26 protein-coding genes and 2 tRNA genes are annotated in these 25,525 nt (G+C 71.0%); 13 read left to right on the top strand and 15 right to left on the bottom strand.

The window, feature by feature from the left end; all coding sequences use genetic code 11:
* Window positions 1-11: 11 nt before the first annotated feature.
* Entirely contained in the window at window positions 12-500 is a 489-nt protein-coding gene (locus NI26_RS04770) for a ribose-5-phosphate isomerase (RefSeq protein ID WP_066653088.1), read from the bottom strand.
* Between the two features lie 10 nt (window positions 501-510).
* On the bottom strand, window positions 511-1,164 hold the full coding sequence (locus tag NI26_RS04765; RefSeq protein ID WP_081984727.1) for a helix-turn-helix domain-containing protein: 654 nt from the start codon (window positions 1,162-1,164) through the stop codon (window positions 511-513).
* Here NI26_RS04765 and NI26_RS04760 point away from each other — a divergent pair.
* On the top strand, window positions 1,163-1,690 hold the full coding sequence (locus tag NI26_RS04760; protein ID WP_066653087.1) for a GNAT family N-acetyltransferase: 528 nt from the start codon (window positions 1,163-1,165) through the stop codon (window positions 1,688-1,690). The genes NI26_RS04765 and NI26_RS04760 overlap by 2 nt on opposite strands.
* Before the next feature lie 91 nt (window positions 1,691-1,781).
* Here NI26_RS04760 and NI26_RS04755 read toward each other — a convergent pair whose 3' ends face one another.
* The gene (locus NI26_RS04755) at window positions 1,782-2,426 is read right to left on the bottom strand and encodes a mycothiol-dependent nitroreductase Rv2466c family protein (protein ID WP_066653084.1); all 645 of its coding nucleotides are present in this window, start codon (window positions 2,424-2,426) and stop codon (window positions 1,782-1,784) included.
* Between the two features lie 120 nt (window positions 2,427-2,546).
* On the opposite strand from NI26_RS04755, the gene pepN reads away from it, so the two are divergent.
* The 3 genes from pepN (at window position 2,547) to NI26_RS04740 (ending at window position 6,748) form a co-directional block, all read left to right on the top strand.
* Complete coding sequence (gene pepN / locus NI26_RS04750; protein WP_066653082.1) at window positions 2,547-5,126, top strand: aminopeptidase N; 2,580 nt, start codon at window positions 2,547-2,549, stop codon at window positions 5,124-5,126.
* Window positions 5,127-5,210: 84 nt separating this feature from the next.
* Window positions 5,211-6,293 (top strand): mechanosensitive ion channel family protein, encoded by a 1,083-nt coding sequence (locus NI26_RS04745; protein WP_066653080.1) that lies wholly within the window; start codon window positions 5,211-5,213, stop codon window positions 6,291-6,293.
* Window positions 6,294-6,337: 44 nt separating this feature from the next.
* On the top strand, window positions 6,338-6,748 hold the full coding sequence (locus NI26_RS04740) for a globin (RefSeq protein ID WP_066657907.1): 411 nt from the start codon (window positions 6,338-6,340) through the stop codon (window positions 6,746-6,748).
* Between the two features lie 226 nt (window positions 6,749-6,974).
* On the opposite strand, the gene NI26_RS04735 is transcribed toward NI26_RS04740, so the two are convergent.
* Window positions 6,975-7,817 carry an NAD(P)H-binding protein gene (locus NI26_RS04735; RefSeq protein ID WP_066653078.1) on the bottom strand — a complete coding sequence of 281 codons (843 nt, stop codon included), beginning with the start codon at window positions 7,815-7,817 and terminating at the stop codon, window positions 6,975-6,977.
* Between the two features lie 109 nt (window positions 7,818-7,926).
* Window positions 7,927-8,628: a hypothetical protein gene (locus tag NI26_RS04730; RefSeq protein ID WP_066653076.1), complete on the bottom strand. Its 702-nt coding sequence runs from the start codon at window positions 8,626-8,628 to the stop codon at window positions 7,927-7,929.
* 43 nt (window positions 8,629-8,671) lie between these two features.
* Here NI26_RS04730 and NI26_RS04725 point away from each other — a divergent pair, with 43 nt between their 5' ends.
* Window positions 8,672-9,529 carry an acyl-CoA thioesterase gene (locus tag NI26_RS04725; RefSeq protein ID WP_066653071.1) on the top strand — a complete coding sequence of 286 codons (858 nt, stop codon included), beginning with the start codon at window positions 8,672-8,674 and terminating at the stop codon, window positions 9,527-9,529.
* A gap of 122 nt (window positions 9,530-9,651) precedes the next feature.
* On the opposite strand, the gene NI26_RS04720 is transcribed toward NI26_RS04725, so the two are convergent.
* From NI26_RS04720 to msrA, 5 genes are all read right to left on the bottom strand, one after another.
* Window positions 9,652-10,134, bottom strand: coding sequence for an acyl-CoA thioesterase (locus NI26_RS04720; protein ID WP_066653068.1), 483 nt, complete (start codon window positions 10,132-10,134; stop codon window positions 9,652-9,654).
* A gap of 3 nt (window positions 10,135-10,137) precedes the next feature.
* On the bottom strand, window positions 10,138-11,823 hold the full coding sequence (gene ettA, locus NI26_RS04715) for an energy-dependent translational throttle protein EttA (protein WP_066653058.1): 1,686 nt from the start codon (window positions 11,821-11,823) through the stop codon (window positions 10,138-10,140).
* 216 nt (window positions 11,824-12,039) lie between these two features.
* The gene (locus NI26_RS04710; RefSeq protein WP_066653057.1) at window positions 12,040-12,750 is read right to left on the bottom strand and encodes a single-stranded DNA-binding protein; all 711 of its coding nucleotides are present in this window, start codon (window positions 12,748-12,750) and stop codon (window positions 12,040-12,042) included.
* A 117-nt stretch (window positions 12,751-12,867) separates the two neighbouring features.
* Complete coding sequence (locus tag NI26_RS04705) at window positions 12,868-13,071, bottom strand: hypothetical protein (RefSeq protein ID WP_081984725.1); 204 nt, start codon at window positions 13,069-13,071, stop codon at window positions 12,868-12,870.
* A 37-nt stretch (window positions 13,072-13,108) separates the two neighbouring features.
* Window positions 13,109-13,636, bottom strand: a complete 528-nt coding sequence (gene msrA, locus NI26_RS04700) for a peptide-methionine (S)-S-oxide reductase MsrA (RefSeq protein ID WP_066653055.1) — start codon at window positions 13,634-13,636, stop codon at window positions 13,109-13,111.
* Window positions 13,637-13,752: 116 nt separating this feature from the next.
* Here msrA and NI26_RS04695 point away from each other — a divergent pair, with 116 nt between their 5' ends.
* Both NI26_RS04695 and NI26_RS04690 read left to right on the top strand, forming a co-directional pair.
* Window positions 13,753-14,076 carry a hypothetical protein gene (locus tag NI26_RS04695; RefSeq protein ID WP_066653053.1) on the top strand — a complete coding sequence of 108 codons (324 nt, stop codon included), beginning with the start codon at window positions 13,753-13,755 and terminating at the stop codon, window positions 14,074-14,076.
* A gap of 169 nt (window positions 14,077-14,245) precedes the next feature.
* A complete protein-coding gene (locus NI26_RS04690; RefSeq protein ID WP_066653050.1) occupies window positions 14,246-15,415 on the top strand; it encodes a hypothetical protein in 1,170 nt (389 codons plus the stop codon).
* A gap of 59 nt (window positions 15,416-15,474) precedes the next feature.
* Here NI26_RS04690 and NI26_RS04685 read toward each other — a convergent pair.
* The 3 genes from NI26_RS04685 to NI26_RS04675 form a co-directional block, all read right to left on the bottom strand.
* Window positions 15,475-15,547: transfer RNA gene (locus tag NI26_RS04685), tRNA-Arg, on the bottom strand.
* Between the two features lie 460 nt (window positions 15,548-16,007).
* Window positions 16,008-16,268: a thioredoxin family protein gene (locus tag NI26_RS04680; RefSeq protein WP_066653047.1), complete on the bottom strand. Its 261-nt coding sequence runs from the start codon at window positions 16,266-16,268 to the stop codon at window positions 16,008-16,010.
* A 29-nt stretch (window positions 16,269-16,297) separates the two neighbouring features.
* Window positions 16,298-16,588: a hypothetical protein gene (locus NI26_RS04675; protein WP_066653044.1), complete on the bottom strand. Its 291-nt coding sequence runs from the start codon at window positions 16,586-16,588 to the stop codon at window positions 16,298-16,300.
* Window positions 16,589-16,649: 61 nt separating this feature from the next.
* On the opposite strand from NI26_RS04675, the gene NI26_RS04670 reads away from it, so the two are divergent.
* The 6 genes from NI26_RS04670 (at window position 16,650) to NI26_RS04645 (ending at window position 22,606) form a co-directional block, all read left to right on the top strand.
* Window positions 16,650-17,099: a MarR family winged helix-turn-helix transcriptional regulator gene (locus NI26_RS04670; RefSeq protein ID WP_066653041.1), complete on the top strand. Its 450-nt coding sequence runs from the start codon at window positions 16,650-16,652 to the stop codon at window positions 17,097-17,099.
* A complete protein-coding gene (locus NI26_RS04665; protein ID WP_066653039.1) occupies window positions 17,096-18,334 on the top strand; it encodes an MFS transporter in 1,239 nt (412 codons plus the stop codon). The genes NI26_RS04670 and NI26_RS04665 overlap by 4 nt, the downstream gene beginning before the upstream one ends.
* A gap of 888 nt (window positions 18,335-19,222) precedes the next feature.
* Entirely contained in the window at window positions 19,223-19,861 is a 639-nt protein-coding gene (gene orn / locus NI26_RS04660) for an oligoribonuclease (protein ID WP_066653036.1), read from the top strand.
* A gap of 75 nt (window positions 19,862-19,936) precedes the next feature.
* Window positions 19,937-20,012: transfer RNA gene (locus tag NI26_RS04655), tRNA-His, on the top strand.
* Window positions 20,013-20,117: 105 nt separating this feature from the next.
* Window positions 20,118-22,217 carry an acyltransferase family protein gene (locus tag NI26_RS04650; protein ID WP_066653033.1) on the top strand — a complete coding sequence of 700 codons (2,100 nt, stop codon included), beginning with the start codon at window positions 20,118-20,120 and terminating at the stop codon, window positions 22,215-22,217.
* A 44-nt stretch (window positions 22,218-22,261) separates the two neighbouring features.
* A complete protein-coding gene (locus tag NI26_RS04645; protein ID WP_066653030.1) occupies window positions 22,262-22,606 on the top strand; it encodes a metallopeptidase family protein in 345 nt (114 codons plus the stop codon).
* A gap of 151 nt (window positions 22,607-22,757) precedes the next feature.
* Here NI26_RS04645 and NI26_RS04640 read toward each other — a convergent pair whose 3' ends face one another.
* Entirely contained in the window at window positions 22,758-24,080 is a 1,323-nt protein-coding gene (locus NI26_RS04640) for an acyl-CoA dehydrogenase family protein (protein WP_081984720.1), read from the bottom strand.
* On the bottom strand, window positions 24,077-25,504 hold the full coding sequence (locus tag NI26_RS04635) for an LLM class flavin-dependent oxidoreductase (RefSeq protein ID WP_066653028.1): 1,428 nt from the start codon (window positions 25,502-25,504) through the stop codon (window positions 24,077-24,079). Before NI26_RS04635 ends, NI26_RS04640 begins: the two co-directional genes overlap by 4 nt.
* Window positions 25,505-25,525 lie beyond the last annotated feature (21 nt).

The raw sequence follows: 25,525 nt of genomic DNA, 5'->3' as shown, positions 1-25,525 counted from the left end.
GTCTACCCGGACTACTCGTCGATCTGCCGACCGGCGATGTGCCCCGTCGTCTCGTACTCGGCCAGCTGCGCGATGCGGCGAGCGTGACGCTCCTCGCCCGAGAAGGGCTCGGCGACGAAGATGTCGACGAAGCGCATCGCTTCCTCCTCGGTGTGCTGGCGCGCGCCGATCGAGACGACGTTCGCGTCGTTGTGCTGGCGGGCGAGGAGCGCGGTCGACTCGTTCCAGACCAGCGCAGCGCGGATGCCCTCCACCTTGTTCGCGGCGATCTGCTCGCCGTTGCCCGACCCGCCGAAGACGACCCCGAGCGCCTCGACGCCCGCGCGCTGGTCCTGCACGACCGCGTGCGCGGCGTTGATGCAGAACGAGGGGTAGTCGTCCAGCGCGTCGTACTCGGTCGGCCCGTGGTCGACGACCTCGTGCCCCGCCTCGGTGAGGTGCTGGGCGAGGGTCTTGGTGAACTCGAGGCCGGCGTGGTCCGTTCCGAGGTGGATGCGCATGGCTCCGATCCTATTCCCGGCCCCGAGGGGCCCGGACCACCACGACGACGTACCGCACGGGCTCCGCGCCGGGGTTCCGGTAGACCACGTCGGCGGGCTCACCGAGCTCGATGCGGTCGCCGGCACCGAGCCGGGTGGGCTCGTCGCCGACGACGACCTCGAGCACACCGTCGACCACCCAGATGCAGTGCCGCAGGAACGCGTAGGCGGACGCCGGGTACGCCACCTGCGCACCGGCCGGGAGGCGCACCTCGGTGACGTCCGCGGGGAAGTCGGCGCTCGAGACCGGACGACGGCGGTACCCGGTCTCGGGATCGGTCCAGGAGTCGGCGGTCACCCCGCGCTGGACGCCACGCGCCTCGTCCGGGTCGGTCGCCCTGGGCACCTCGTGGTCGAGTGCCTCGTCGAGGAGCTGCGAGATCGTGAGTCCGAACGCCCCGGACAGCCGCCCGAGGATCGTCGCCGTCGGACTGGACACCCCGCGCTCGACGCGGTTGATCATCGCGCGGGAGACGCCGGACTCCTCGGCGAGCTCGGTCAGGCTCCACTTCCGCTCGGTGCGGAGGCGCTGCAGTCGCTCCCCCAGGCGACGCTGGTCGGCGTCGTCCGGGTGCTCGGTGACCGGTTCCACCGTCGCCGAGAAGTCGTCTACGATCTGAGACATGGCGACAGCATATGCGACGGGGTCGGCGTCCTCGGTCACGGTCCGCGACTGCGAGCCGCGTGACCTCGACGTCGTCCACGCCCTGCACGTCGACGCCGTGCTGCACTCGACCGCGATCTGGCAGGAGGAGCCGCACCCGCGGGAGTACTTCGACGGCTGGCTCGCGGAGCGCCGGGCTGCCGGGCTGCCCGTCCTGGTCGCCGAGGTCGACGGCGCCGTCGCCGGGTACGTCACCTACAGCGCCTTCCGGCCGCACCAGGGGTACCGGCACACCGTGGAGCACAGCGTCTACGTCGTCCCGGCGTTCCGCGGTCGGCGCATCGCCACCGTGCTCATGGACGCGCTCGTCGCGCACGCCCGCTCGGCCGGCGTGCACGTCCTGATGGCGGGCATCTGCTCGACGAACACCGGCTCGATCGCCCTCCACGAGCGACTCGGCTTCACCACCGTCGGCGTGCTGCCTGAGGTCGGGCGGAAGTTCGACCGGTGGCTCGACCTGACCTTGATGCGGTTGCCCCTGTCCTGACGGGGCGTCGGACGGACGGCAGGCGCGGGGCGGAGCCGCACCGCGCCTCCCGTCCGTCCGTCCACCGGTCGCGTCGTGGACGCCGGCCGGGCTACTCGACGGTGTCGAAGATCGGACCGACCGTCCGCGAACGCTTGAGCTCGAAGAAGCCGGGGACCTTCGCGACGGCGACGACGCCGTCCCACAGGTCGAGCGCCTCCTGGCCCTTCGGCGCCGGGGAGATGACGGGGCCGAAGAACGCGGTGCCCTCGACGGCGATGACCGGGGTGCCGACGTCCTGACCGACCCGGTCGATGCCGTCCTGGTGGCTCGCACGGACGGCCTGGTCGACCTCGTCGGTCCACGCGTACTCGAGCAGGTCCTCGTCGAGGTCGAGCTCGCGGAGCACGGCGGGCACGACCTGGTCGGGGTCGGACTCCTGGCGGTGGTGGACGTGCTCGCCGAGCGCGTCGTACAGCGGCTTGACGACGTCCTGGCCGTGACGGAGCAGCGCGGCGGTGACGATGCGCGGGTAGAGCTGTCCCGTGTGGATGCGCTCCCGGTAATCGTCCGGGATGTCCTGGTCCTCGTTGAGGACGAAGAGGCTCATCACCTTCCAGGTCACGTCGATCGGGCGCTGGCGCTCGACCTCGCCGACCCAGCGGCTCGTCATCCAGGCCCACGGGCAGTTCGGGTCGAACCAGAACTCCACGGCGGTGCGGGCGGTCTCGGTGTTGTCCACAGTCGTCTCGGTCACGCTGCGAGCGTACGCGCGCTCGCTAGGCTGATCCCATCGTCCCGACGGCGCACGACGCCTGCCGGGATCCCCTCACCGCGGACATCGATCGTCCGCGCCGCAAGCGAAGTTGGAGCGTCCGTGCCCGGAGAGAACCTCACCAGAACCGAAGCCCAGGAACGCGCCGCGATCGTCGACGTGCAGACGTACGACGTCGAGCTGGACCTGACCCGCGGGGCCGAGACCTTCGGCAGCACCACGCGCGTCCGGTTCACCGCGACGCCCGGCGCCTCGACCTTCATCGACGCGATCACGAAGACCGTGCACTCGATCACCCTGAACGGCTCGGCGCTCGACGTCGCCGCGGTGAACGACGGCGTGCGCATCCAGCTCGACGACCTGCAGGAGCAGAACGAGCTCGTGGTCGTCGCCGACGCGATGTACACGAACACGGGCGAGGGCCTGCACCGCTTCGTCGACCCGGTCGACGACGAGGTCTACCTGTACTCCCAGTTCGAGGTCCCGGACTCGCGCCGGATGTTCGCGGTGTTCGAGCAGCCCGACCTCAAGGCCGAGTTCTCCTTCACCGTCACGGCACCGTCGCGCTGGCAGGTCGTCTCGAACTCCCCGACGCCCGAGCCCCACGTCGACGGCGAGATCGCCACATGGGCGTTCAGCCCGACCGCGACGATCTCGAGCTACATCACCGCGCTCGTCGCCGGCCCGTACGAGGTCGTCCGCGACGAGCTCACGAGCCGCGACGGTCGGACCATCCCGCTCGGCGTCTTCGCGCGGCGCTCGCTCGCCGAGTACCTCGACCCCGAGTACGTGTTCGAGACGACCAAGAAGGGCTTCGCCTACTACGAGGAGAAGTTCGACGTCCCGTACCCGTTCGAGAAGTACGACCAGCTCTTCGTGCCGGAGTTCAACGCCGGCGCGATGGAGAACGCGGGCTGCGTGACCTTCACCGAGACCTACGTCTTCCGCTCGAAGGTCACCGACGCCATCAAGGAGCGCCGGGTCGTCACGATCCTGCACGAGCTCGCGCACATGTGGTTCGGCGACCTCGTCACCATGAAGTGGTGGAACGACCTGTGGCTGAACGAGTCGTTCGCCGAGTGGGCGTCGACCATCGCCACCGCCGAGGCCACCGAGTGGACCGAGGCGTGGACCACCTTCCAGGCGATGGAGAAGTCCTGGGCCTACCGCCAGGACCAGCTCCCCTCGACGCACCCGATCGTCGCGACGATCAACGACCTCGAGGACGTCCAGGTCAACTTCGACGGCATCACCTACGCCAAGGGCGGTTCCGTCCTCAAGCAGCTCGTGGCGTGGGTCGGCATCGACGCGTTCTTCGCGGGCGTCTCGGCCTACTTCACGAAGCACCACCACGGCAACACCGAGCTCCGCGACCTGCTCGTCGAGCTCGAGGCGACCAGCGGCCGCGACCTGTCCGAGTGGTCGCAGCTGTGGCTCGAGACCGCCGGCGTGAACACGCTGCGCCCCGAGATCGAGGTCGACGAATCCGGCGTGATCACGTCCTTCGCCGTGCTGCAGGAGGCTCCGGCCGACCACCCGACGCTCCGCCCGCACCGCCTGGCGATCGGCGTCTACGGCTTCACGACGGACGAGTCGGCGCCCTTCGGTGCCGACACCGCGTCGGGCGGCGGCAAGCTCGAGCGCACGCACCGCGTCGAGATCGACGTCGACGGTGCCCGCACCGAGGTCCCCGAGCTCGTCGGCGTGCACCGCGGCGACCTCGTGCTCCTCAACGACGACGACCTGGCCTACGCCAAGATCCGTCTCGACGAGCAGTCCCGCCGCACCGCGATCGAGCACCTCGCCGCGATCGCGAACCCGCTCGCCCGCTCCATCGTCTGGGGCGCGATGTGGGACGCCACGCGCGACGCCGAGTCGCCCGCGAGCGACTACGTCCGCCTGGTGCTCGGCAACATCGCGACCGAGACCGAGTCGACCACGATCCGCACCACGCTCTCGCAGCTGCTGCTGACCGCCCGGAGCTACGTGGCACCGGCGAAGGTCGACGCCACCGTCCGCACCGTGGGCGACACCCTCTGGCAGCTGGCCTCCTCGGCCGAGGCCGGGTCCGACGCCCAGTTCCAGTTCGTGAAGTTCTTCGCGCAGATCGCCTCGACGCCGGAGCACGTCACGACCCTGCAGGGCCTGCGCGACGGGTCCGTCACACTGCAGGGCCTGGAGATCGACACCGACCTGCGCTGGGAGCTGCTCGAGGGCCTCGTCCTCGCCGGTGCTGCCGGTGACGCCGAGGTCGACGCCGAGCTCGCCGCCGACAAGACGGCCTCGGGCGAGCAGGCCGCCGCCCGGGCGCGTGCGACGATCCCGACCGCCGAGGGCAAGCTCGCGGCGTTCTCGTCGCTCGTCGACTCGTCCGAGGCGCCGAACGCCATCGTCCGCCAGACGACCGTCGGCTTCCAGCACACCAACAGCCCGGTCGTCCTCGAGGGGCTCGTGTCGCGGTACTTCGACGTGCTGACCAGCATCTGGGCCGAGCGGAGCTACCACATCGCCGACACGATCGTCAGCGGCCTCTACCCGGCGCCGCTCGCGTCGGTCGAGCTCCGCGACGCCGCGAACGCGTGGCTCGAGGCACACCCGGAGACCCCGGCGCTCCGCCGCATCGTGTCCGAGAACCTCGCGGGCACCGAGCGCGCGCTGCGGGTCCAGGGGGCCGACGCCTGATCGTCGTCCGACGGCAGTGCAGGGGCGGGGCCTCGGTGATCCTCAAGGGTCGCCGAGGCCCCGCCCTCTAGCATCGTTCGGATCATGGACCTGGCTGCGAACACGACCGACGACGTCCCCGCCTGGATGTCGAACACCTTCACCCAGTTCGTCGAGACCTGGCACGTCCCGATCGTCATCGTCGTGACGATCATCGCCGCGATCATCGTCCGACTCGTCCTCCGTCGCGTGATCAAGGGCATCGTCGACCGGGTGGTGAACGGTGCCAAGCGGCGCCAGAACGTCGACGACACCCAGGCGCTCATCGCCTCACCGGTGCAGACCGCCCGTGTCGTGCAACGGACCCGGACCCTCGGCAGTGTGCTCGAGAACCTGGCGACCGTGGCGGTGGTCATCATCGCCCTCGCCGTGATCATCCCGCAGGTCTTGCCGAACGCCGCAGTGGGGATCGTCGGTGGCGCCTCGCTGATCGCCGCGGGCCTCGCGGTCGGTGCGCAGAGCATCGTGAAGGACCTGCTGTCCGGCGTCTTCATGATCCTCGAGGACCAGGCCGGCGTCGGGGACGTCGTCGACACCGGGCAGGCCACCGGCGTGGTCGAGAACGTGGGACTCCGCGTCATGCAGATCCGCGACGTGAACGGCATCCTGTGGTTCGTCCCGAACGGGCAGATCCTGCGCGTCGGCAACCTGTCCCAGGGCTGGTCGCGCGTGCTGGTCGACATCACCGTCCCGTACGACACCGACATCGACGCCGTGCAGGACGCCCTGCTGCGTGCCGCGGTGACGATGTCCCAGGAGCCGCGCTGGCGTCAGCGGATCGTCGAGAAGCCGGAGATCTGGGGTCTCCAGTCGATCTCCGACGCCGGGATGGTGTTCCGTCTCGTCGTCAAGACCCGTGCGTCCGAGCTCGATGTCGTCGGGCGCGAGATGCGCGTGCGGCTGAAGCGCGCCGTCGACGAGCTCGGCGTCACGCTGCCCGCCATGGCGATGATCATGCCCGAGGGGTGGGAGAACGCCACCTCGATCAACGGCCTCCGGTCGGTCCGGACGCAGCCGACGCCCGCACCGACGAAGTCGCGCGGTGGGAAGCGTGGGAACCTGTTCGGACGGGCGATCCGCACCGACGACACCGACCGCGGCCAGGACCCCGGGAAGGACCACCAGTGAGCGACCTCACCCCTCCGGACCGGGGCGGCGTACCGGCGCAGCCGATCACGCTCCGCGTCGGCGAGCACGGCGCCAGCGCGACCGGCTCCCTGTACGAACGCATCGGCGGTGCTCCGACCTTCGACCGGCTGGTCCGTCGCTTCTACGAGGGTGTGCAGCAGGACGAGGTCATCTGGCCGATGTACCCGGCTGACGATCTCGACGGTGCGATCTGGCGGCTGTCGGCGTTCCTGCAGCAGTACTGGGGTGGCCCCGGCACGTACAGCGAGGAGCGCGGGCACCCCCGGCTCCGGATGCGCCACAACCCGTTCCGCATCACCTCCGAAGCCCGGGAACGCTGGCTCCACCACATGCACGAGGCCGTCGAGTCGCTGGGGTTGGCGCCCCTCGACGAGGCCGAACTGTGGGCGTACCTCGACCGGGCGGCACATGCGATGACGAACACGTTCGACTGAGCGTCCTCTCGCTCGACGCCGCTCCGGTCAGCTCGAACCCGGGCCGGTCCGCTCGGTAGCAGGCCGGTCCGCTCGGTACCCGGCTGGTCCGCTCGGTACCCGGCTGGTCCGCTCGATGCCGAGCCGGACGGCGGATCCGTCCTGTGTCGGTCGCTGCGGGGCGGGACGCGGACGGGAGGCCCGTGACGGGGCCGCCACGGGCCTCCCGTCCGCCCCGCAGCGGGGTTCAGCGGGCGGAGGACCCGCTGGCGAGGTCCTCGACCAGTGTCGGTCGGGTCGGGTTCCAGCCGAAGGCGGCGCGCGCGTGCGCGCCCGACGCCTCCTGGTGCAGCAGCAGGGCGTCCGCGTACGCGCGACCGAGCCGCTCCCGACTGTCGTCGGCACTCTCGGCGACGACCGGCGACCCGTGCGCGCCCGCTTCGGCGATCTCGCGCACGGTCGGGTTGTCACCGGTCGCGGCGACGACGTAGCCGTCCTGCTCCCCGCGCTGCACGGCGAGGACGTACAGTTCGCCGAGGTCGTCGACGTGCACCGTCGTCCACCGCTGTGACCCGTCGCCCACCAGCCGGACCTCGTGCTCCCCGTCGCCGACGAACATCGCCGGGATGCCCGCGCCACGGCCGTACACGATGCCCGGTGCGACGATCGTCGTCCGTGCGTCGCTCGCGCGGACCCGCGCCTCGATCGGGGCGCGCCACGCCGTGAGCTCCGGCGGGTCGACGGGCGACTGCTCCGAGATGTCGGTCGAGTCGCCGAACGTGAAGATGCCGCCCGTGTGCACGAACGGCTTCGACGTCCCCGAGAACGCCTCGGTCACCGTCGCCGTGAAGTCCGGGTCCACCGACTCGGCCGACGCGGTGTGGACGACGGCATCGCTCTCGTGCGCGAGTCGGCGCACGAGCTCGGTGTCGGACAGGTCGCCGACGACCGCCTGGCCGCCGGCGTCACGGACCGCCTGCGCCTTCTGGTCGGAACGGACGACCGCGGTGACCTGGTGCCCGTGGGCGAGGAGTGCGCGGAGGACTGATGACCCGATGTACCCGGATGCGCCGGTGAGGAAGACGTGCATGACGCAACCCAACCATGCCGCTCACGGCGTTGACCGGGTGCCCGTCGGAGGTGTGGACGGACGAGGGCTCGTGCGCGACCGTGCAGGGATCGGCAGTGCCGCGGCGGCACTAGTGGTCGAGGCTCCAGGCGCGTCGCTTCACCAGGATGTGCCCGCGCGACGTCGTCAGGCGGCTCCAGGGGCCGGTCTCGAACAGCCGGACCGGATCGTGCCCGAGGAAGCCGAGGCTCTCCCCCGCGAACCCGGCTGCTGCGGGGACGTGCTCGATCCCGGGGACGGGACGGCCCCAGACCTCGGCGCGGATGCGGCGGACGATGGCGTCACCGGCGTTCGACGGGACGGCGTCCGCGACCTCGGCGATCCCGTCGCGGGCAGCGCGGCGGAGCAGCTCCGGCGAGACGTCGGGCAGCGGCACCCATCCCCCGCGGGGCGGCGAGATCGCGGCCCACGTCACGGTGTGCACCTCGTGCGGCAGCCCGACCTCGATCGGGGTCGGTCGCGTCGGGTCGGCACCGTCGGCACCGGCGGCGTCGTGTTCCTCGGCCAGCACACGGAGCCGCTCCCGCAGGGAGGCGAGCGGGACGACCGCGTCGATCGTCGCTGGCTCGGTCAGCGAGAAGGTGCGGAGACCGAGCACGGTCGGCAGCTCGTCGAGGAGCCCGACCGGGTAGAGGATCGCGGCGTAGACGGCGAGGACGCCGGAGTCGGCGATGAGCCGCACGGAGCCGTCCTCGATCCGGGCAGCGCGTCCGAGGTAGGTGCGGAGATCGCCGAGCGAAGCGGCGTCGGGAAGCGTGAACGAGGTGCCCATGTCGACACCGATCCTACCGGCGACGGGTTCGTAGACTGCGGGGGTGAACGGCGAACCCGACTTCCTCAGCACCCTCCGCCTGCAGGACACCGGCGCGAGCACGGGCGAGACGATCCTCACCGGTGCCAGCCACTGGTCGCCCGGCGGCCGGGTCTTCGGCGGACAGGTGCTCGCGCAGTGCATCGTCGCCGCGCAGCACACGATCGAGGACCGCGGCATCCACTCGATGCACGGGTACTTCCTGCGTCCCGGTGACATCGACGTGCCCATCACCTTCGCCGTCGAGCGCATCCACGACGGCCGCTCGTTCGCCACGCGCCGTGTCCAGGCCTACCAACGCGGTGTGCCGATCTTCTCGATGATCGCCTCCTTCCAGCGACCGGACGACGGACTCGAGCACCAGGACCCGTTCCCCGTCGGTACCCCCGATCCCGAGTCGTTGCCCTCGGCCGCGTCGATCCTGTCCGCGATCGACCACCCCGTGGCGCAGGCCTGGGCGGAACGCTCGATCGACCTGCGGCACGTCGAGGGCCCGGTGTTCGTCGACGTACAGGGCGAGCGCGTCCCGCACCAGGCGGTGTGGTTCCGCGTCGACGGTGACCTGCCGGAGGACCCGTCGCTGCACCGGGCCGTGCTCGGCTACGCGAGCGACATGTCGATCCTGGAGCCGATCATGCGGCGGCACGGCGTCGCCTGGGGCACGCCGGGAGTGAAGAGCGCGAGCCTCGACCACGCGATGTGGTGGCACCGCGACGGCCGTGCCGACGACTGGGTCCTGTACGCACAGGAGTCCCCGAGCGCCCAGGGCGGCCGGGGACTGGCGTTCGGGCGGATGTTCGCGCGCGACGGTCGGCTGCTGGCCTCGGTGGCGCAGGAGGGGATGCTGCGCGTGCCGCGCTGACGGCTGCCCTGCCCGCTCCTGGCGGACACACGGTGCCGCCCGTCCTGGCCGCTACGGGCTCGAGAACTGCGCCGGCGGTCCAGCCGGCTACGGGCTCGAGAACTGCGCCGGGGGTCCCGCCGCTACGGGCGGGAGAACTGCACGGGCGCTTCGACGAACGGCGCACAGGCGGCGCGCTCGGCCTCGGACAGGCGCCGGGGCCGGTTCGAGGCCGCGTCGACCATCACCAGGGCGGTCGTGGCGCGCGTGTAGAGCACCTGCGGCTCGACTCCGACGGGTGACCAGATCTCGTACGACACGTCGATGCTCGCGCCACCGATGCGTCCGATCCACATCTGCACGTCGAGGGACCGGCGCAGGTACGGGATCGATGCGAGGTACTCGAGACGTTGTGCAGCGATGACCGTCATCGTCCCGGAGCCGGGCCGGCCGTCGATGATCGGGTCCGGCAGGTCGTCCTCCGGCGCGACGTCGGCGGGGTCGTGGCCCCAGAACCCCGCGATGCGCGCCTCTTCGAGGAGGCGCAGCATCGCGGAGTTGTTGACGTGGCCGTACGCGTCGATGTCGCTCCACCGGATGCGGACGGGAGCGTGCAGCCTCGCCACGGGTCAGTCGCGGGTGAGCTTGCGGTACGTCGAGCGACCGGGCTTGTTCGCGTCCGGGCCGAGGCGCACGAGCTTGTTCTCCTCGTAGGCCTCGAAGTTGCCCTCGAACCAGTACCAGTTCGGGGTGCCGTCCTCGTTCACGCCCTCCCACGCGAGGATGTGCGTCGCGATGCGGTCGAGGAACCACCGGTCGTGGGTGATGACCACGGCACAGCCGGGGAACTCGAGCAGGGCGTTCTCGAGGCTGCCGAGGGTCTCGACGTCGAGGTCGTTGGTCGGCTCGTCGAGGAGCAGCAGGTTGCCGCCCTGCTTGAGCGTGAGCGCCAGGTTCAGGCGGTTCCGCTCACCACCGGAGAGCACACCGGCCTTCTTCTGCTGGTCCGGGCCCTTGAACCCGAACTGCGAGACGTAGGCGCGGGACGGGATCTCGGTCTTGCCGACTTGGATGAAGTCCAGGCCGTCGGAGACGACCTCCCACAGGTTCTTGTTCGGGTCGATGCCGCCGCGGCTCTGGTCGACGTACGAGATGTCCACCGTGTCGCCGATCCGCAGCTGGCCGCCGTCGAGCGGCTCGAGGCCGACGATGGTCTTGAACAGCGTGGTCTTGCCGACGCCGTTCGGGCCGATGACCCCGACGATGCCGTTGCGGGGCAGCGTGAAGGACAGGCCGTCGATGATGACGCGCTCACCGAACTGCTTCTGGAGCTTCTCGGCGTCGATCACCTGCGAGCCCAGACGCGGGCCCACGGGGATGACGATCTCCTCGAAGTCGAGCTTCCGCGTGCGCTCGGCCTCGGCAGCCATCTCCTCGTACCGGGCGAGACGGGCCTTCGACTTCGCCTGGCGGCCCTTCGAGTTGCTCCGGACCCACTCGAGTTCGCTGCCCAGACGCTTGGCGAGCTTGGCGTCCTTCTTGCCCTGGACCTCGAGACGCTCGCGCTTCTTCTCGAGGTAGGTCGAGTAGTTGCCCTCGTACGGGTACAGGCGACCACGGTCGACCTCGGCGATCCACTGTGCGACGTGGTCGAGGAAGTACCGGTCGTGCGTGACGGCGAGCACTGCGCCGGGGTACTTCGACAGGTGCTGCTCGAGCCACAGCACGGACTCGGCGTCGAGGTGGTTGGTGGGCTCGTCGAGGAGGAGCAGGTCGGGCTTCTCGAGGAGCAGCTTGCAGAGCGCCACGCGGCGCTTCTCGCCACCCGAGAGGTTGGCGATCTGCGCGTCAGCCGGCGGGCACTGCAGCGCGTCCATGGCCTGCTCGAGCTGGGAGTCGAGGTCCCACGCGTCGGCCGCGTCGATCTCCTCCTGCAGGGTGCCCATCTCGGCCAGGAGGGCGTCGAAGTCGGCGTCCGGCTCCGCCATCAGCGCGGAGATCTCGTTGAAGCGGTCGAGCTTGCCCTTGATCGCACCGACGCCCATCTGGACGTTCTCGAGCACGGTCTTGGACTCGTCGAGCTCGGGCTCCTGCATGAGGATGCCGACGGAGAAGCCCGGCGTGAGCTTCGCCTCGCCGTTGGACGGCTGGTCGAGACCCGCCATGATCTTCAGGATCGTCGACTTGCCCGCGCCGTTCGGCCCCACGACGCCGATCTTGGCGCCGGGGATGAACGACATCGTGACGTCGTCGAGGATCAGCTTGTCGCCGACCGTCTTGCGGGCGCGGACCATCTGGTAGATGTACTCAGCCATATCGGCGCAAGTCTACTGACCCGGGCACGTCACCGCTCCCCCCTGCGCCGCGGCGCAGGGCTCGCGGGTCGGCGGCGCCGACAGGACCACGGTGGGGCGCGCGCCGAGGCGGCCGGCACCGGCAGGACGCGTGTGCCTCGCGCCGAGACGGCCGGCATGGGCAGGGCGCGATTGTCGTGCGCCGCCGACGGTCCCGGTGATGACCCGTGCGACGACTCATGCGACGGCACGGGCGTCGGCGTCGCCGTCTGCTCCCGGCTCGGGCTCTCGGGATCCGGGCACGACCGGGGCGACCCCTCCGGCTGCCCGCGCCCCGCTGTCACCCGTATCGCCGCCGTCCGCGACGCCGTCGCCCGGGATGCCGTCGCTCAGGACGCCGCCGTCCCGGACGCCGTGGCGCGCCAGCACGGTCCCGTCTGCTGCCCCGGGCAGCGCATCGTCGCCGTCCCCGCCGAGCACGGGCGTCGCGTGGTCGTCCTCGGGCACCGTGCCCGTCACCTCGCCGGTGTCCGGGTCCACCGTCGGCACCCCCGGCGGCACCCCGGGACCCGCGTTGGAGTCGCCGACGTGCCGCGGGACGCGGATCCAGTTGCTGATGCCCCAGGCGAGGTCGTGCCCGATGCCGTCGGCGTCGATCTCGACCGCGGTCCCGTTCCGTCCGTCACGCTCCCAGGTGCGGATCCGGACGCGTCCGGTCACGAGGATGCGATCGCCCTTCTTCAGCGACTTGTGGACGTTCGCCGCGAGGGACCGGAAGGCGGTGACCGTGTACCAGTTCGTCGGACCGTTCGTCCATGACGACGTGCTGCGGTCCCAACGACGGGAGGGGGACGCCAGGCGCATGCTCGAGATGGCGATGCCGGTGTCGGTGACGAGGTGCCGGGGTTCGGTCGCGACGATGCCGCAGACGGTGATCGTGTCGTTCATGACTCGATCGTCTGCGAGCCCCGGGCCGCACTTGCGACCCGGGGCTCGATCTGTGAGCAGCCGACTCGTCGAGGTGGGCTGTGGAGGAAGACTCCCCCGAACCTCCGGGCCGGCGGGTCAGTGCGCGCGGAACTCGGGTCGGTCGGCGAGAGGCCCGAGCGCCGCGTGGACCGCACCCTTCGCGGTCTCCAGCGACGGGTAGGTCCCGCCTCGGCCCCGTCGACCGTAGAGCTCGACGTGGAAGCCGTCCGACGCGCGGCGGATGCTCCCGACCGCGCCCGCCGGACCGACGGCCACCCAGGTCCCGGTGTTGTCCATCATCGTTCGACCACCTCCTCGTGGCCCCGACGTCCGTGCCTCAGGACGCCAGGATGTACTGACTGTAGGCCTTGCGGACCTTGTTCACCTTGGGCAGCGCGACCGCGAGGCAGTAGCCCTGACCGGGGTTCTTCGCGAAGAAGTCCTGGTGGTGCTCCTCCGCACGGAAGAACGTACCGAGCGGCTCGATCGTCGTCACGATCCCGCCGTCCCAGATGTCCGCAGCGCGCTGCACCGCGTGCTCGAACAGCGCTCGCTGCTCGTCGTCCGCCGGGAACATCGCCGAGCGGTACTGGGTGCCGACGTCCGCGCCCTGGCGGTTCAGCTGCCGCGGGTCGTGGAGCGTGAAGAAGACGTCGAGGACGACGTCGGCGGGGATGACCGACTCGTCGAAGGTCACCGCGACCGCCTCGGCGTGACCGGTCGCACCGGTGCAGACCGCTTCGTACGTCGGGTCCTCGACCACGCCGCCGGTGTAGCCCGACACCACGTCCTGCACACCCTGCAACGTGCGGTACACCGCGTCGAGGCACCAGAAGCATCCACCTGCGAGCACGAACGTCGTCATGCGCGCCACCGTACCCTCCTGCGCTCACGGAACACGGGGCCGGGGTACGTCTCCTGCACAGCATCGCCCTCGCCGTGAGCGCTCCCCTGACGCCACTGCACGGCCGTGGAGTGTCAGTGGTCAGCCGTACCGTCGAGGCAACGAAGACCACGACGAACCAGCAGGAGGCACCCGTGCAGACCAGCACCGAACCAGCGTTCCGGATCCGTTCCACGCCGGTCGCACGCAGCCGTGGCGACCTGCGCGTGCTCGACGTGCGGGACGACCTCAGCCGGGTCACCCGCACCAACGGCGAGATCGTCGGGTACGTCGACCGCGTGGACGTCGCGGGCGGCACGGCCTACCGCGCCCGTCGCTACGTGGCGGTCGAGCGACGGTTCGTCGAGCTGCCGAACGTGTGGTCGGCGGACGACGCCGTCGACTGCCTGCGCTGGGGCTGACCAGCCGCCCGCGCACTTCGACCGCGCCGCTCGAAGGAACACCGCTGCGCGTGAGCGAACGCCGCCCCGATCGACGGAGCGCAGCCCGGCTCGACGGAGCGCAGCCCGGCTCGACGGAACGCCGTCCGACCTCCGCGGTTCTGCGTCGCACGCTGCGTAGGGTTCGCCCATGGACTGGTGGAACGACCTGACCGACTGGACGGCATCCGACGAGGGATGGCGCGTGCTGTCCGGCGCGATCATCCCCTTCGTCGCGATCGTCGTCGCCGGAGTGATCGCCGCGCTGATCGGACGCGCGGCAACGAAGCGCGTCGTCGCGCTCCACGACCGCGAGAGCCGGAACGCAGCGGTGGCGGGCGTGGTCACCGCGGCGCGCAAGGCCTCACGCTGGGGAGCACTCGGACACGAGGAACGTGCCTACGCCGACCACCTCGCCGAGGACGCCGACGTGCGGCTGCGCCTCCTGCCGGTGAGCGGTGCTCCGCTGGCCGCCGACTGGGTGCAGCACGAGATCGCCGACATCAAGCGGAACTCCTCGACCTTCACCTCGCAGGCAGACCAGTCGCTCGGCGAACTCCGCGACCGTCTGCTCGAGTGGAACGGCAAGCCAGGTCGCGCGAAGAAGCTGTTCAAGGCCGATCTCGAACGCTGGAAGTTCGATTCTCCGGACCCCGACGCCGACCTCATCGCCCGCCAGCAGGACTGGAACGCCGGTCAGCAGCAGCAGCGGTCGGCCGAGGCAGACGCCAGCACGGCCCCGTCGCGCCCGACGCCGACCACCACCTCGTTCCGTCCTGCGCCGCAGCAGTCTCCCGTCGGTTCCCCTGCGGCGGGGACGTCGGCGAGCCGCACCTCGGGCCCGACCGCCGCGGCGACGGTCGACCAGGACGCCACCACCCCGATCGACGACGTCCGAGGTGCTGCCGACAACCGGACGCGCCCCTACGGCGACCGCGAGACGGTCCAGCTCGACGGCACGCCGGTCCGCCCTCCGCTCGGGTCGCCGATCGCGTCGGCGCGTCCGGGGAACGGCACGACTCCGAGCGCTCGGAACGACCTCGGCTCGCGCAGCGACGACTCCTCGGATTCCGGCGAGGTCGACGTGACCGATCGTGGCGGTGATGCCCGCTCCGACGACCGGCCGACCTCCGCGCCCCGGGTCGCGAGCCCGACGTCGGCTGACGCCCACGTGAACCGTGCCGCAACGTCAGCGACCGGGCTCGACCGGCCCGGGGCGGCGAACGCGACGCCGGGTGCTCGAGAGGACGACGACGCCTCGCCGTACACCCAGCCCATCAGCGCGAGCGAGCTGCGACGCCGAGCAGCCGAGGACGACTGAGACCTCCCCCGTTCGACGAGAGGCCGCCATCCCGACGGATGGCGGCCTCTCGTCGCGTGTGCCCCCGGCAGGAATCGAACCCGCGACACGGAGGGTAGAAACCACCTGCTCTATCCACTGAGCTACGGAGGCGAGCGGCGACGATTCTACCGCCGTCGGTCGTCGGGGCGCTGCACTGCCACGCACGAGGCCGGTGCTCGGCGATCGCGCCCGACTGCTCCGTCCGTCCCGAGCGGGCGGAGGGGGTGCGGCGCGTGCCGCCGGTGAGCACGAAGGGCCCGCCCGCCGGGGTCGCACCGGTCAGCCCGGACGACCGGCGCACCCAGCGGGCGGAACCGGTCCGCGCGGCACCGCCGGACAGCAGGGAACGCCCGCTCGCGCAGAGAAGCCCGGCAGCCCGGACGACCGGCGCACCGAGCGGGCGGAACCGGTCCGCGCGGCACCGCCGGACAGCAGGGAACACCCGCTCGCGTGAGGGTACGCGCTGCCGGCGCGACCGACGTGGCGGACATGCACCGTGCCTCCTGGCCGAGCACGCCTGCACGGTGACCGGACGAGGCGGACGTGACCCGTGCCTCCCGACCGGATCCGCTCAGAGCGCCTTCGCGACCGCCACCAGCAGCTGGTCCCGCGAGGGGACGCCCGGCGAACGGAAGACCTCGGCACCGTCGTCCCGACGCACGATGATCGTGGGGGTCGATCGGATGCCGAGGTCCTCTGCAGTGTCAGGGTGTGCCGCGACGTCGCGTTCGGTGACCCGGAGCCCGGGGACGAGCGCCGCTGCCTCACCGCTCACACGGCGGGCGGCTGCGCACGGGGCGCAGAAGGCGGAGGTCCAGAGGTCGAGCTGCACGGGACGGTGCAACGTGCGCGGCGCGCGATCTACTCCCGGTCGAACTCGCCGCTGCGGTCCCCGCGGTCCTGCAGGTCGTCGACCGGGTCGGAGTCCGCGGCGTCGTACTCGTACTCGACCGAGGTCTGGTCGAGCACCTGACGGGTCTTGGTGGCCTTGTAGGCGAAGGCCGTCTGCAGGCCCTCGACGTCCGCGTACACCGTGACCTCGTCGTCGACCGCGTCGCTCGTGGCGGTGCGGGTGTCGGTCGTGCCGTCGAAGGGACCGCCGTGGAAGATCGCGGTGTACTCGTCGCCCTCGTGGATGGTGATGTCGCTCATGCGTCCCTTCTACCAGGGGCGCCCTGTTGACGGATGCATAGCACTGCTATATAGTTCAGACATGGAATCATCACGGGCGCAGGCACTGGAGACGCTGATCATCTCGGTCAACCGCTTGGTCCGTGCTGCGGCGCAGGCCTCCGGCGACGCCACCTCGGCCGCGGTCTGGCGCACGCTCGGCATCCTCGAGACCGAGCAGCCGCTGCGCCTCGGTGAGCTCGCCGCCGCGTCCCGTGTGGCACAGCCCACGATGACCCGGATCGTCGCCGGCATGCTCACCGACGGTCTGCTCTCGCGCACCGTCGACCCCGACGACTCACGCGGACAGCTCATCGAGCTCACCGATGCGGGGCGCGAGCGGCTCGCCACCTGGCGCGCGACGATCGCCGACTCCGTCGGACCGGTCTTCGCCGACCTCGACGACGACGACTGGGACGTCCTGCGCGACGCCGCCGCCATCATCGCCTCGCGCACCACCACGAACCCCACCAGAACGGAGATCCACGCGTGAACGCCCACGCACCCGCTGCGTCCGGCAGCATCCTCAAGCAGTCGTCCGCCGTCTGGGCGATCGCGTTCGCCTGCGTCGTCGCCTTCATGGGCATCGGCCTGGTCGACCCGATCCTCCCCGCGATCGCGACGTCGCTGCACGCCACCGCCGCGCAGACCGAACTGCTCTTCACGAGCTACCTCGCCGTCACCGGCGTCGCCATGTTCTTCACCAGCTGGGTGTCGAGCCGCATCGGTGCGAAGAACACCCTGCTCATCGGGCTCGCGCTCATCGTGGTCTTCTCGGTGCTCGCCGCGACCTCGGGCAGCGTCTGGAACATCATCGGCTTCCGCGCCGGTTGGGGTCTGGGCAACGCGCTCTTCATCTCCACCGCACTCGCGACCATCGTCGGTGCAGCGTCCGGTGGTACGGCGTCGGCGATCATCCTCTACGAGGCAGCGCTCGGCCTCGGCATCGCCGTCGGGCCCCTGGTCGGCGGACTGCTCGGGTCGGTGAGCTGGCGCGGTCCCTTCTTCGGCGTCACCACCCTGATGGCGATCGCGTTCATCGCCGTCGTCGCGCTGCTCAAGACCTCCGGACTCGAGAAGCCCACGCCGACGAAGCTCTCGGCACCGTTCCGCGCCCTCGGACAGCCGGCGCTCGCGGCCCTCGCGGTGACCGCGCTCTTCTACAACATCGGCTTCTTCGTGCTGCTCGCGTACACGCCGTTCCCGCTCGGCTTCGGCGCACTCGGCATCGGTTTCACCTTCTTCGGGTGGGGTGTCGGGCTCGCGATCACCTCCGTGTGGGTCGCCCCGATGCTGACCGCGCGCATGCGCCGCACGACCGTGCTGAAGATCGCGCTGCCGCTCCTCGCCCTCGACCTGTTCGCCGCGGCGGTCGTCGTGACCTCGCAGGCCGGGCTCATCATCTGCGTGGTCATCGGCGGCCTCGTGCTCGGTGTCCTCAACACGGTGCTCACCGAGTGCGTGATGGAGGCGACGGACCTCCCCCGCTCGGTGGCATCGAGCGCGTACTCCGCGGTGCGCTTCATCGGCGGTGCGATCGCCCCGCCCGTGGCGACGCTGCTCGCCGACTCGTTCTCGCCGTCGGCGGCCTACGTGTTCGCCGGGGTCTCGGTGGCGGTCGCGTTCGTGGTCGTGGTGCTGACCACCAAGGTGCTGCGGCGGGTCGACGACGGGGCCGAGCCGGAGCGTGTCGAGGCAGAGGCGATCTCGGCGGGCGAGATGGTCTGAGTCGACACGAGCGCGGGTGGGCGGTGAGCCCGCTCGCGCTCGGTGCGAGCGCGAGTGGGCGATGAGCCTGCTCGCGCTCGGTGCGCTTCGCTGCGGGCGAGGGCTGCGGTCGGGACTCCGGTCCGGTCGCGGGTCTCGCCCGTTCGTCATGTGCGGGCGCGCGTGGGCGAGTGGATGGAGATCCAGGGGTGGACCCCTCGGGCGTACTGGGGCCCTCGGGGCCGAGTGCGCTGGGCAGGCCGCGCGAGCGGGCAGGACGCGCCGGGCCGGCGCCGTCCGCCCGACCGCTTCCGCCCACTGGGCAACCGGAGGACGGGCCGAGCGGACCCGCGGACGCGGGTCGAGCCTCCAGACCGGTGGTGAGGGCAGCCGCGTGAACGCGAGCGGGCGGAAGGCGAGCCCTGATGATCGCCCGGTCGACGATTCCGCCCGCGCGCCTGGACCGGCCGACCGGGAGGCACGACGCGACACTGCAGGGACAGCCCGGTCGCCAGCGGGCGGATCCTGCCGTCGTTCCGGATCGCGAGTGCGGGTTCCGCCCGCTCACGGACCGACCGGGAGGCACGGTCCACGTCGATCCGGACCGCTCGCGCCGCGAGCGGGCGGATCCTGCCGCCGTTCCGGATCGCGAGTGCGGGTTCCGCCCGCTCACGGACCGACCGGGAGGCACGGCCCACCTGGATCCGGACCGCGCGCGGCGCGAGCGGGCGGATCCTGCCGCCGTTCCGGATCGCGGCTGCCGGTTCCGCCCGCTCGGCCAGGGGCAGCCGTGTGTCCACGGCGTCCCGGTGTCGCCTCGAGCGGAGCCGGCACGGTGCCGACCTGGATCGCTCCACAGCCTCGGGTCCGGGCGCGGGAGCGTCACCCGTGCGGAATAGGATCGAGGACATGGCAACTGCGAACGACCGCCTCGTCTGGATCGACTGCGAGATGACCGGCCTCGACGTCGAGGTCGACCAACTCGTCGAGGTGGCCGTCGTCGTCACGGACTTCGACCTCGTCCCCGTGCACCCCGGGTTCGACATCGTGATCAAGCCCGACCAGTCGGCGCTCGACAACATGAACGAGTTCGTCACGAACATGCACGCGACTTCGGGCCTCGCCGAGGCGATCCCGGACGGTGTCTCGCTGGCGGACGCCGAGTACCAGGTGCTCGAGTACATCCTCCAGCACGTCCCGGCCGAGGGCAGCGCGCCGCTGGCCGGCAACACGATCGGCACGGACCGCGCCTTCCTGTCGAAGTACATGCCCCGCGTCGACGGGCACCTGCACTACCGCAGCGTCGACGTGTCGAGCATCAAGGAGCTCTGCCGCCGCTGGTTCCCGCGCGTGTACTTCAACGCGCCGGAGAAGCACGGCGGCCACCGTGCCCTCGCGGACATCCTCGAGTCGATCCGCGAGCTCGAGTACTACCGTCGCGCCGGCTTCATCCCGGAGCCCGGCCCGACGACCGAGGACGTCCGCGCCGTCGCGGCCGAGGTGGTCGAGAAGTGGGAACCGCGGCTCGGGCAGCCCACGGCGGAGTAGCGACACGCGTGGTCGTCGCGGCCTCCGGCATGTACTACTATTGAGTGGTCGCGCCGGTCAGCCGGTTCGGACATGGTGGATATAGCTCAGTTGGTAGAGCGCCTGGTTGTGGTCTAGGAGGTCGCGGGTTCGAGACCCGTTATTCACCCCAGTAGGACCGTCCCCGTTAGCGCGGGGACGGTCCTTTTTTGCGATCTCTCCACAGTGGAATATCACCTTCTGGAACTGATGTACCAGCCCGGCCTAGTCTCGCTACATGACCTCAGCGAACAAGCGCCGGCCGGACATCGAGGGGCTTCGGGGAATCGCGGTCCTCATGGTGCTACTGGAACACACCTTCGCAACGCCGGTCGGGGGTTTCCTCGGGGTTGATGTGTTCTTCGTCATCTCCGGTTTCGTCGTCGGACGGGGGCTCCTGAACGAGGGCGCGACCCACGGCCAGATCCGGATCATCGACTTCTTCCGGCGTCGGGCGCGACGTCTCGCGCCGACCGCCCTCCTCGTGGTCGGCCTCACCATGGCCGTCTCCGCGCTGTTCCTCCGCGGCTCGCGGCGGGAACAGACGCTGTTCGACGGACTCGCCGGGCTCCTCGGCACAGCCAACTGGCGGTTCATCACCAGTGACGCTAGCTACTTTGACGGCGCATCGGCTCCGTCGCCCTTCCGTCACCTGTGGTCCCTCGGTGTCGAAGAGCAGTGCTACTTCCTCCTCCCGCTGGCGCTCCTACTCGTCATCAGACGACGACGGCTTGGTCTGTTCGTCATCACCGCCGTGGTGGTCGCGTCCTTTGCCGCAGCCGTCGCGACCACGGCACCGCAGCCTGTCTTCGCGTTCTACTCGACAGTGACACGCTTGTGGCAGCTCGGAACCGGCGTCGGACTGGCGCTGGTGGCGCACCGTCTCGAGGGGCTGGGGCCGGCACCGGCACGAGCGCCGCGAAGGACCGCAGTCATGGCAGTGTCCGGTCTCCTCCTGCTGGTGGCTTCCGCACTCCTGATTCGACCCGACGTCGGTGTTCCGTTCCCCGCTGGTCTCGCTCCGGCAGCGGGAACCGCGATGATCATCGCTGCAGGTTGCGGTGCGCCCACGATGGTGACGAAGCTGCTCGGCGCACGGCCGCTCGTCCTCGTCGGAGAGCGGAGCTACGCGCTCTACATGTGGCACTGGCCGGTCCTCGTCCTCGCTCCGGCCGTACTCGGGACGGAGCCGGTGGTCGCGCTCGCGATCGCGGTCGCCGCAGCTGTGCTGTCCCATGCCTTCGTCGAACGACCGATCCGACGGAGGGGCTCAGCGAAGTCGCAGCCGACACTCGCCCATGGGCACAGGTCGGCCAGGCTCGAGCAGTCGGCCGGAGCCGTTGTCGCCCTCGCGATCATCGCCACGGTCACGACTGCCTCGGCCGTCACCCGGTACGAGGCGACCGCTCCACCCGCCCCGGAGCCGAGCGCGGTCGACCCTTCAGAGCCGGGACCAGCAACCGTGGAGACCGAGCGCCGACGAGCTGTCGAGCAAGGTCTGTCGCTCCGGTCGTGGCCCGATTCCCTGCAGCCTCAACTCGACGAATTGCGTGGTCACGACTACCTTCCCGCGCTCGAGCAGGACACTCGCTTCGAGCAGGTCGCTCGGTGCGCCGAGCCAGGGCAGAACCACACGGTGGAGCAGTGCACGCTCGGCGACGGCTCGAGGTCACTGATGATCGTGGGCGACTCGACCGCGGAGTTCCTCACACCAGCATTCCGCTGGATGACTGAACACCGATCTGGATGGAAGCTGATCGCAGGCGCGCGGTACGGCTGTCCGTTCAGCACGCTGGAACTCGCGCACGGCGACACCGACTGTTCGAAGGCCCGTGAGGAGGTAGTGGCGCACATCGCTCAGGCGTCACCGGATGTCCTCGTCGTGATGAACGTCCTGGGCCCCCTGCAGTTGCACGGCACGGATGTTCCGGAGAGCGATCGGGCCGCAGGCGTGATCGCCAGGATCGACGAAGTGCGCGCCGCGGTCGGATCAGTCGCAATCGTGGGCCCCAACGTCCCCGGTCCGAAGTGGGACGACTGCGGAAGTGCCCTGATCGGCCCGGAAGCCTGCACGGGCACGACGCAGCGGTGGCGCCCGTCGATCTCGGCGGATCAGGACGCAGCCAGGCGCAGTCACATCCCCTACATCGATCCGACGGCCCTCTGGTGTGCTGGTGGCCGGTGTCCGGCGGTCATCGATGATCGCGCCGTCTCGTTCGACGGGACGCACGCGACGTTCGAAGCAGCCGAGGACGTCGCCCCGGCCCTGGAAGACGCGCTCGTGAGCGCAGGGGTCCTGCCCCCACAGGACGGGAGCACCGGCGGCGCAGCGGGGTGATCGCTCGCTGCCGTCCAGGCGGATGTGTCACGATCGGCCTCGTGATGGAGATGTCCGCCGACGAGTTCGAGCAGCTCGTGACCGACGAGCTCGACCGGCTGCCCGACGAGATGGTCGACGGGCTGGACAACGTGGTGTTCGTCGTCGAGGACGAGCCGGAGGACGGCTCCGACCTGTTCGGGTACTACGACGGGGTCGCTGCGACCGAGCGCGGGCAGTACGGGTTCGGTGAGCTCCCCGACCGGATCGTGGTGTTCCGGAAGCAGCACCTCGAGGAGTGCGACACCGTCGAGGAACTCCGGGACGAGGTGCACACCACGCTCGTCCACGAGATCGGGCACTTCTACGGCATCGACGACGCTCGGTTGCACGAGCTCGGCTGGGCGTAGAGGCGCCCGGCTCCCGGCTGCCGGCCCCGGCTCCCGCTGAGCCGAGACTCGCGCTGGCGGACGGTTTCGCGGCTCCGAAGACGCGAACGTGTCCGCGGGGCCGAGACTCGCGCTGGCGGCACGCGCCGCGCGCGGCGCGCGCGCGGCGCCCTCAGAACCGCGTCGGCCCCACCTCGTGGTACCGCTCCCACGCGTCCACCGGCCCCCGCCCGTGCAGCACGTACTCCCCCACGAGTCGCTCCTTGTAGACGGCAGGGTTGTGCGACGCCACCACCCGGGCGTTCCGCCAGTGCCGGTCGAGCGCCCGCGTCCGGTCGGCCGCCGAGGCCCCACCGACCTCGAACAACTCCGTGGCCGCCTGCAGCACCCGCGGCCCGACCTCGACCTGCGCCTGGTAGACGGCGTTCTCGGCGGCATCGAGCAGTGCGTGGTCGACGCCCACCCCGGGCTCGTTCGTCGCCACGACCCCGTCGAGCAGCCCTGCCGCCGCGACGACGAGCGACCGCGCGGTGAACGCCCCCGCCGACAGCCGTCCGAGCACGGCCAGCACCTGCGGGTCCTCCCCCGGTACGGCGGCGTTCGCGTGGATGTACGTGCGGGTCCGCGGCCGGACGAACGCCACGGCGTCGTCGACGACGGCCTGTCCGATGCCGGCGAGGACCGCCAGCAGGTACAGCTGGTAGAAGGCCTGGATGTGCGAGAGCGGCGCGTCCCGGTAGGCCGAGACCACCGCCGGGTCGACCGCGACGCCGTCGAAGACGGTCGTCCCCGAAGCGGTGAGGCGCTGCCCGAAGCCGTCCCAGTCGTCGACGCCGGTCACACCCGGTGCACCGGTCGGCACGGCGAAGGTCACCCGCTCGCCGTCGCGGTCGGCCGCCAGGTAGATCCAGTCGGCGTAGAGCGTGCCGGTCGAGTAGAACTTCCGCCCGTCGAGCCGCCACGTGCCGGAGTCGTCGGGAGCGACGGTCGTCGAGATGTCCGCCAGCGTCGTGCCGGTCCGCTCCGAGGTCGCGTTCCCCACGATCGCCCCGCCGACGATGCGCTGGAGCCACTCGTCCCGAGCGGGCGAGTCCGGACGCAGGAGCACGAGCTCCGTGTACCCGAAGTGTCCCCGCCACAGGTGCGCGATGTTCGAGTCCGCCGCCGCGAGGTCCGCCACCAGGTGCGCGAGCTCGACGAGCGTCACGCCGAAGCCACCGCGTTCCTCGGGCACGCGCAGCCGCCCGAAGCCCGCGTCCGCCAGCGCGCGCACCTCGGCGTGCGGGAGGTCGCGGTCGCCAGGGGTGCCGGACGCCAGCTCGCGCGCGACCGCGCCCTCGCGGATCGCCTCGACGACCGGCGCGAAGCGCGCACGCAGGACTGCGAGACGGTCGGCCGGGAGGCACGGCGCACCCCCGGCGCTCGCTGGCACGTCGTCCGGACGGTCGCTCGGGAGGCCCGGCGCACCCCCGGTGCTCGTCGTCGCGTCCGTCATGCGGTCACCTCCACGGCGTCGCGCGCCTCGTCCGCACCGGTCCCGGCCGCGCCGCCGGAGAACGCGCCGCGCCACCGCCTCGCCGGGTGTGAGTCGGGCAGCTGCGCGTGGCCGAAGAGCTTCTCGCGGAGGGTGCCCTCCCGGTACTCCGACTGCATGAGTCCGCGCTCCTGCAGGGTCGGCGCGATGTGGTCGACGAACTCCTCGTACGAGCCGGGCAACGTCCAGTTGATGACGTTCACGCCGTCGACCCCGACCCGCTGCCAGGCGGCGAGCTCGTCCGCGATCTGCTCGGGCGTCCCGACGACCCGTGCGCGGAGCTTGGCGGAGAGCCGGGCGAGGTCGGCGATGGTCGGCTCGCGGTCGCCGGCGGCCTCGCGGAGCCACTGCAGGTGCGACTGCCCGGCCTGGGTCCGGACCTCGGACAGCGGCGTCGCCGGGTCGAGCGGCTCGCCGGTGTCCGGGTCGAAGCCGAGGTTCGAGTGCACGAGGAAGCCGTCGGCGGCCAGGTACTCGTCGATCTCCGCTTCCTTCGCCTTCGCCTCGGCCTCGGTGGATCCCGTGACGAAGGTCAGGCCGAGGAAGAACGCGATGTCCTCGCGGCGTCGGCCCACGGCGGCAGCGAGGTCGCGGGTCTCGCGGATGAGCTGCTCGGTGGCGTCCCGGTTCGAGGTGAGGATGAACTGCGCCTCGGCGTTCCGCGCGGCGAAGGCCCGGCCGGCCGGCGAGGACCCGGCCTGGAACAACACGGGCGTCCGCTGGGGCGAGGGCGCGCTGAGGTGCGGCCCCTGCACGTCGTACCGCTTGCCGTGGTGGTCGATGCGGTGCACCAGCTCCGGGTCCGCGTAGCCGCGCACCGGGTCCTTGAGCACGGCACCGTCCTCCCACGACCCCTCCCACAGCTTGGCGCAGACCTCGAGGTACTCCTCGGCCCAGGCGTAGCGCTCGTCGTGCTCCTCGAGCCGGTCGGCGCCGAAGTTCCGGGCGGCGCTGTCGAGGGCGCTCGTCACGACGTTCCACCCGATGCGGCCGCGGGTGATGTGGTCGAGCGTCGACACCTTGCGGGCGAAGTCGAACGGGTGCGCCTGGATGACGCTCGAGGTGAACGCCAGGCCGAGGTGCTCGGTCGACACGGCGAGCGCGGAGAGCAGCACCGACGGGTCGTTCGAGGGGATCTGCAGCCCCTCGCGGAGGTTCGTCGCGTAGTCGCCGCGGGCGGGGCCGTACGTGCCGACGACGTCCGCGAAGAACATCGCGTCGAACTTCCCGCGCTCGAGCGTCCGGGCGAGGTCGGTCCACAGCGTGACGTCGTCGAAGTCCGCCTGCCGGGCGTCCGGGTGCCGCCAGAGGCCGTGCTGGATGTGCGACGTCGTGTTCATGACGAAGGCCGCGAAGCGCAGCGGACGGGTCGGTGCATCGCTCATGCCCCCATGGTGTCCGGGGAG

Origin of the sequence: Curtobacterium sp. MR_MD2014 (assembly GCF_000772085.1) — a bacterium.
Taxonomy (GTDB): Bacteria; Actinomycetota; Actinomycetes; order Actinomycetales; family Microbacteriaceae; genus Curtobacterium.
Note: the sequence above shows the minus strand (reverse complement) of the source record. Positions and strands in the feature narration are given on the sequence as shown.

Coding starts and splice junctions, on each gene's coding strand:
- NI26_RS04770 (WP_066653088.1), bottom strand. CDS start 500: ATGCGCATCCACCTCGGAACGGACCACGCCGGCCTCGAGTTCACCAAG.
- NI26_RS04760 (WP_066653087.1), top strand. CDS start 1,163: ATGGCGACAGCATATGCGACGGGGTCGGCGTCCTCGGTCACGGTCCGC.
- NI26_RS04765 (WP_081984727.1), bottom strand. CDS start 1,164: ATGTCTCAGATCGTAGACGACTTCTCGGCGACGGTGGAACCGGTCACC.
- NI26_RS04745 (WP_066653080.1), top strand. CDS start 5,211: ATGGACCTGGCTGCGAACACGACCGACGACGTCCCCGCCTGGATGTCG.
- NI26_RS04735 (WP_066653078.1), bottom strand. CDS start 7,817: ATGCACGTCTTCCTCACCGGCGCATCCGGGTACATCGGGTCATCAGTC.
- NI26_RS04730 (WP_066653076.1), bottom strand. CDS start 8,628: ATGGGCACCTCGTTCACGCTTCCCGACGCCGCTTCGCTCGGCGATCTC.
- ettA (WP_066653058.1), bottom strand. CDS start 11,823: ATGGCTGAGTACATCTACCAGATGGTCCGCGCCCGCAAGACGGTCGGC.
- NI26_RS04710 (WP_066653057.1), bottom strand. CDS start 12,750: ATGAACGACACGATCACCGTCTGCGGCATCGTCGCGACCGAACCCCGG.
- NI26_RS04705 (WP_081984725.1), bottom strand. CDS start 13,071: ATGATGGACAACACCGGGACCTGGGTGGCCGTCGGTCCGGCGGGCGCG.
- msrA (WP_066653055.1), bottom strand. CDS start 13,636: ATGACGACGTTCGTGCTCGCAGGTGGATGCTTCTGGTGCCTCGACGCG.
- NI26_RS04690 (WP_066653050.1), top strand. CDS start 14,246: ATGGACTGGTGGAACGACCTGACCGACTGGACGGCATCCGACGAGGGA.
- NI26_RS04675 (WP_066653044.1), bottom strand. CDS start 16,588: ATGAGCGACATCACCATCCACGAGGGCGACGAGTACACCGCGATCTTC.
- NI26_RS04670 (WP_066653041.1), top strand. CDS start 16,650: ATGGAATCATCACGGGCGCAGGCACTGGAGACGCTGATCATCTCGGTC.
- orn (WP_066653036.1), top strand. CDS start 19,223: ATGGCAACTGCGAACGACCGCCTCGTCTGGATCGACTGCGAGATGACC.
- NI26_RS04650 (WP_066653033.1), top strand. CDS start 20,118: ATGACCTCAGCGAACAAGCGCCGGCCGGACATCGAGGGGCTTCGGGGA.
- NI26_RS04645 (WP_066653030.1), top strand. CDS start 22,262: ATGGAGATGTCCGCCGACGAGTTCGAGCAGCTCGTGACCGACGAGCTC.
- NI26_RS04640 (WP_081984720.1), bottom strand. CDS start 24,080: ATGACGGACGCGACGACGAGCACCGGGGGTGCGCCGGGCCTCCCGAGC.
- NI26_RS04635 (WP_066653028.1), bottom strand. CDS start 25,504: ATGAGCGATGCACCGACCCGTCCGCTGCGCTTCGCGGCCTTCGTCATG.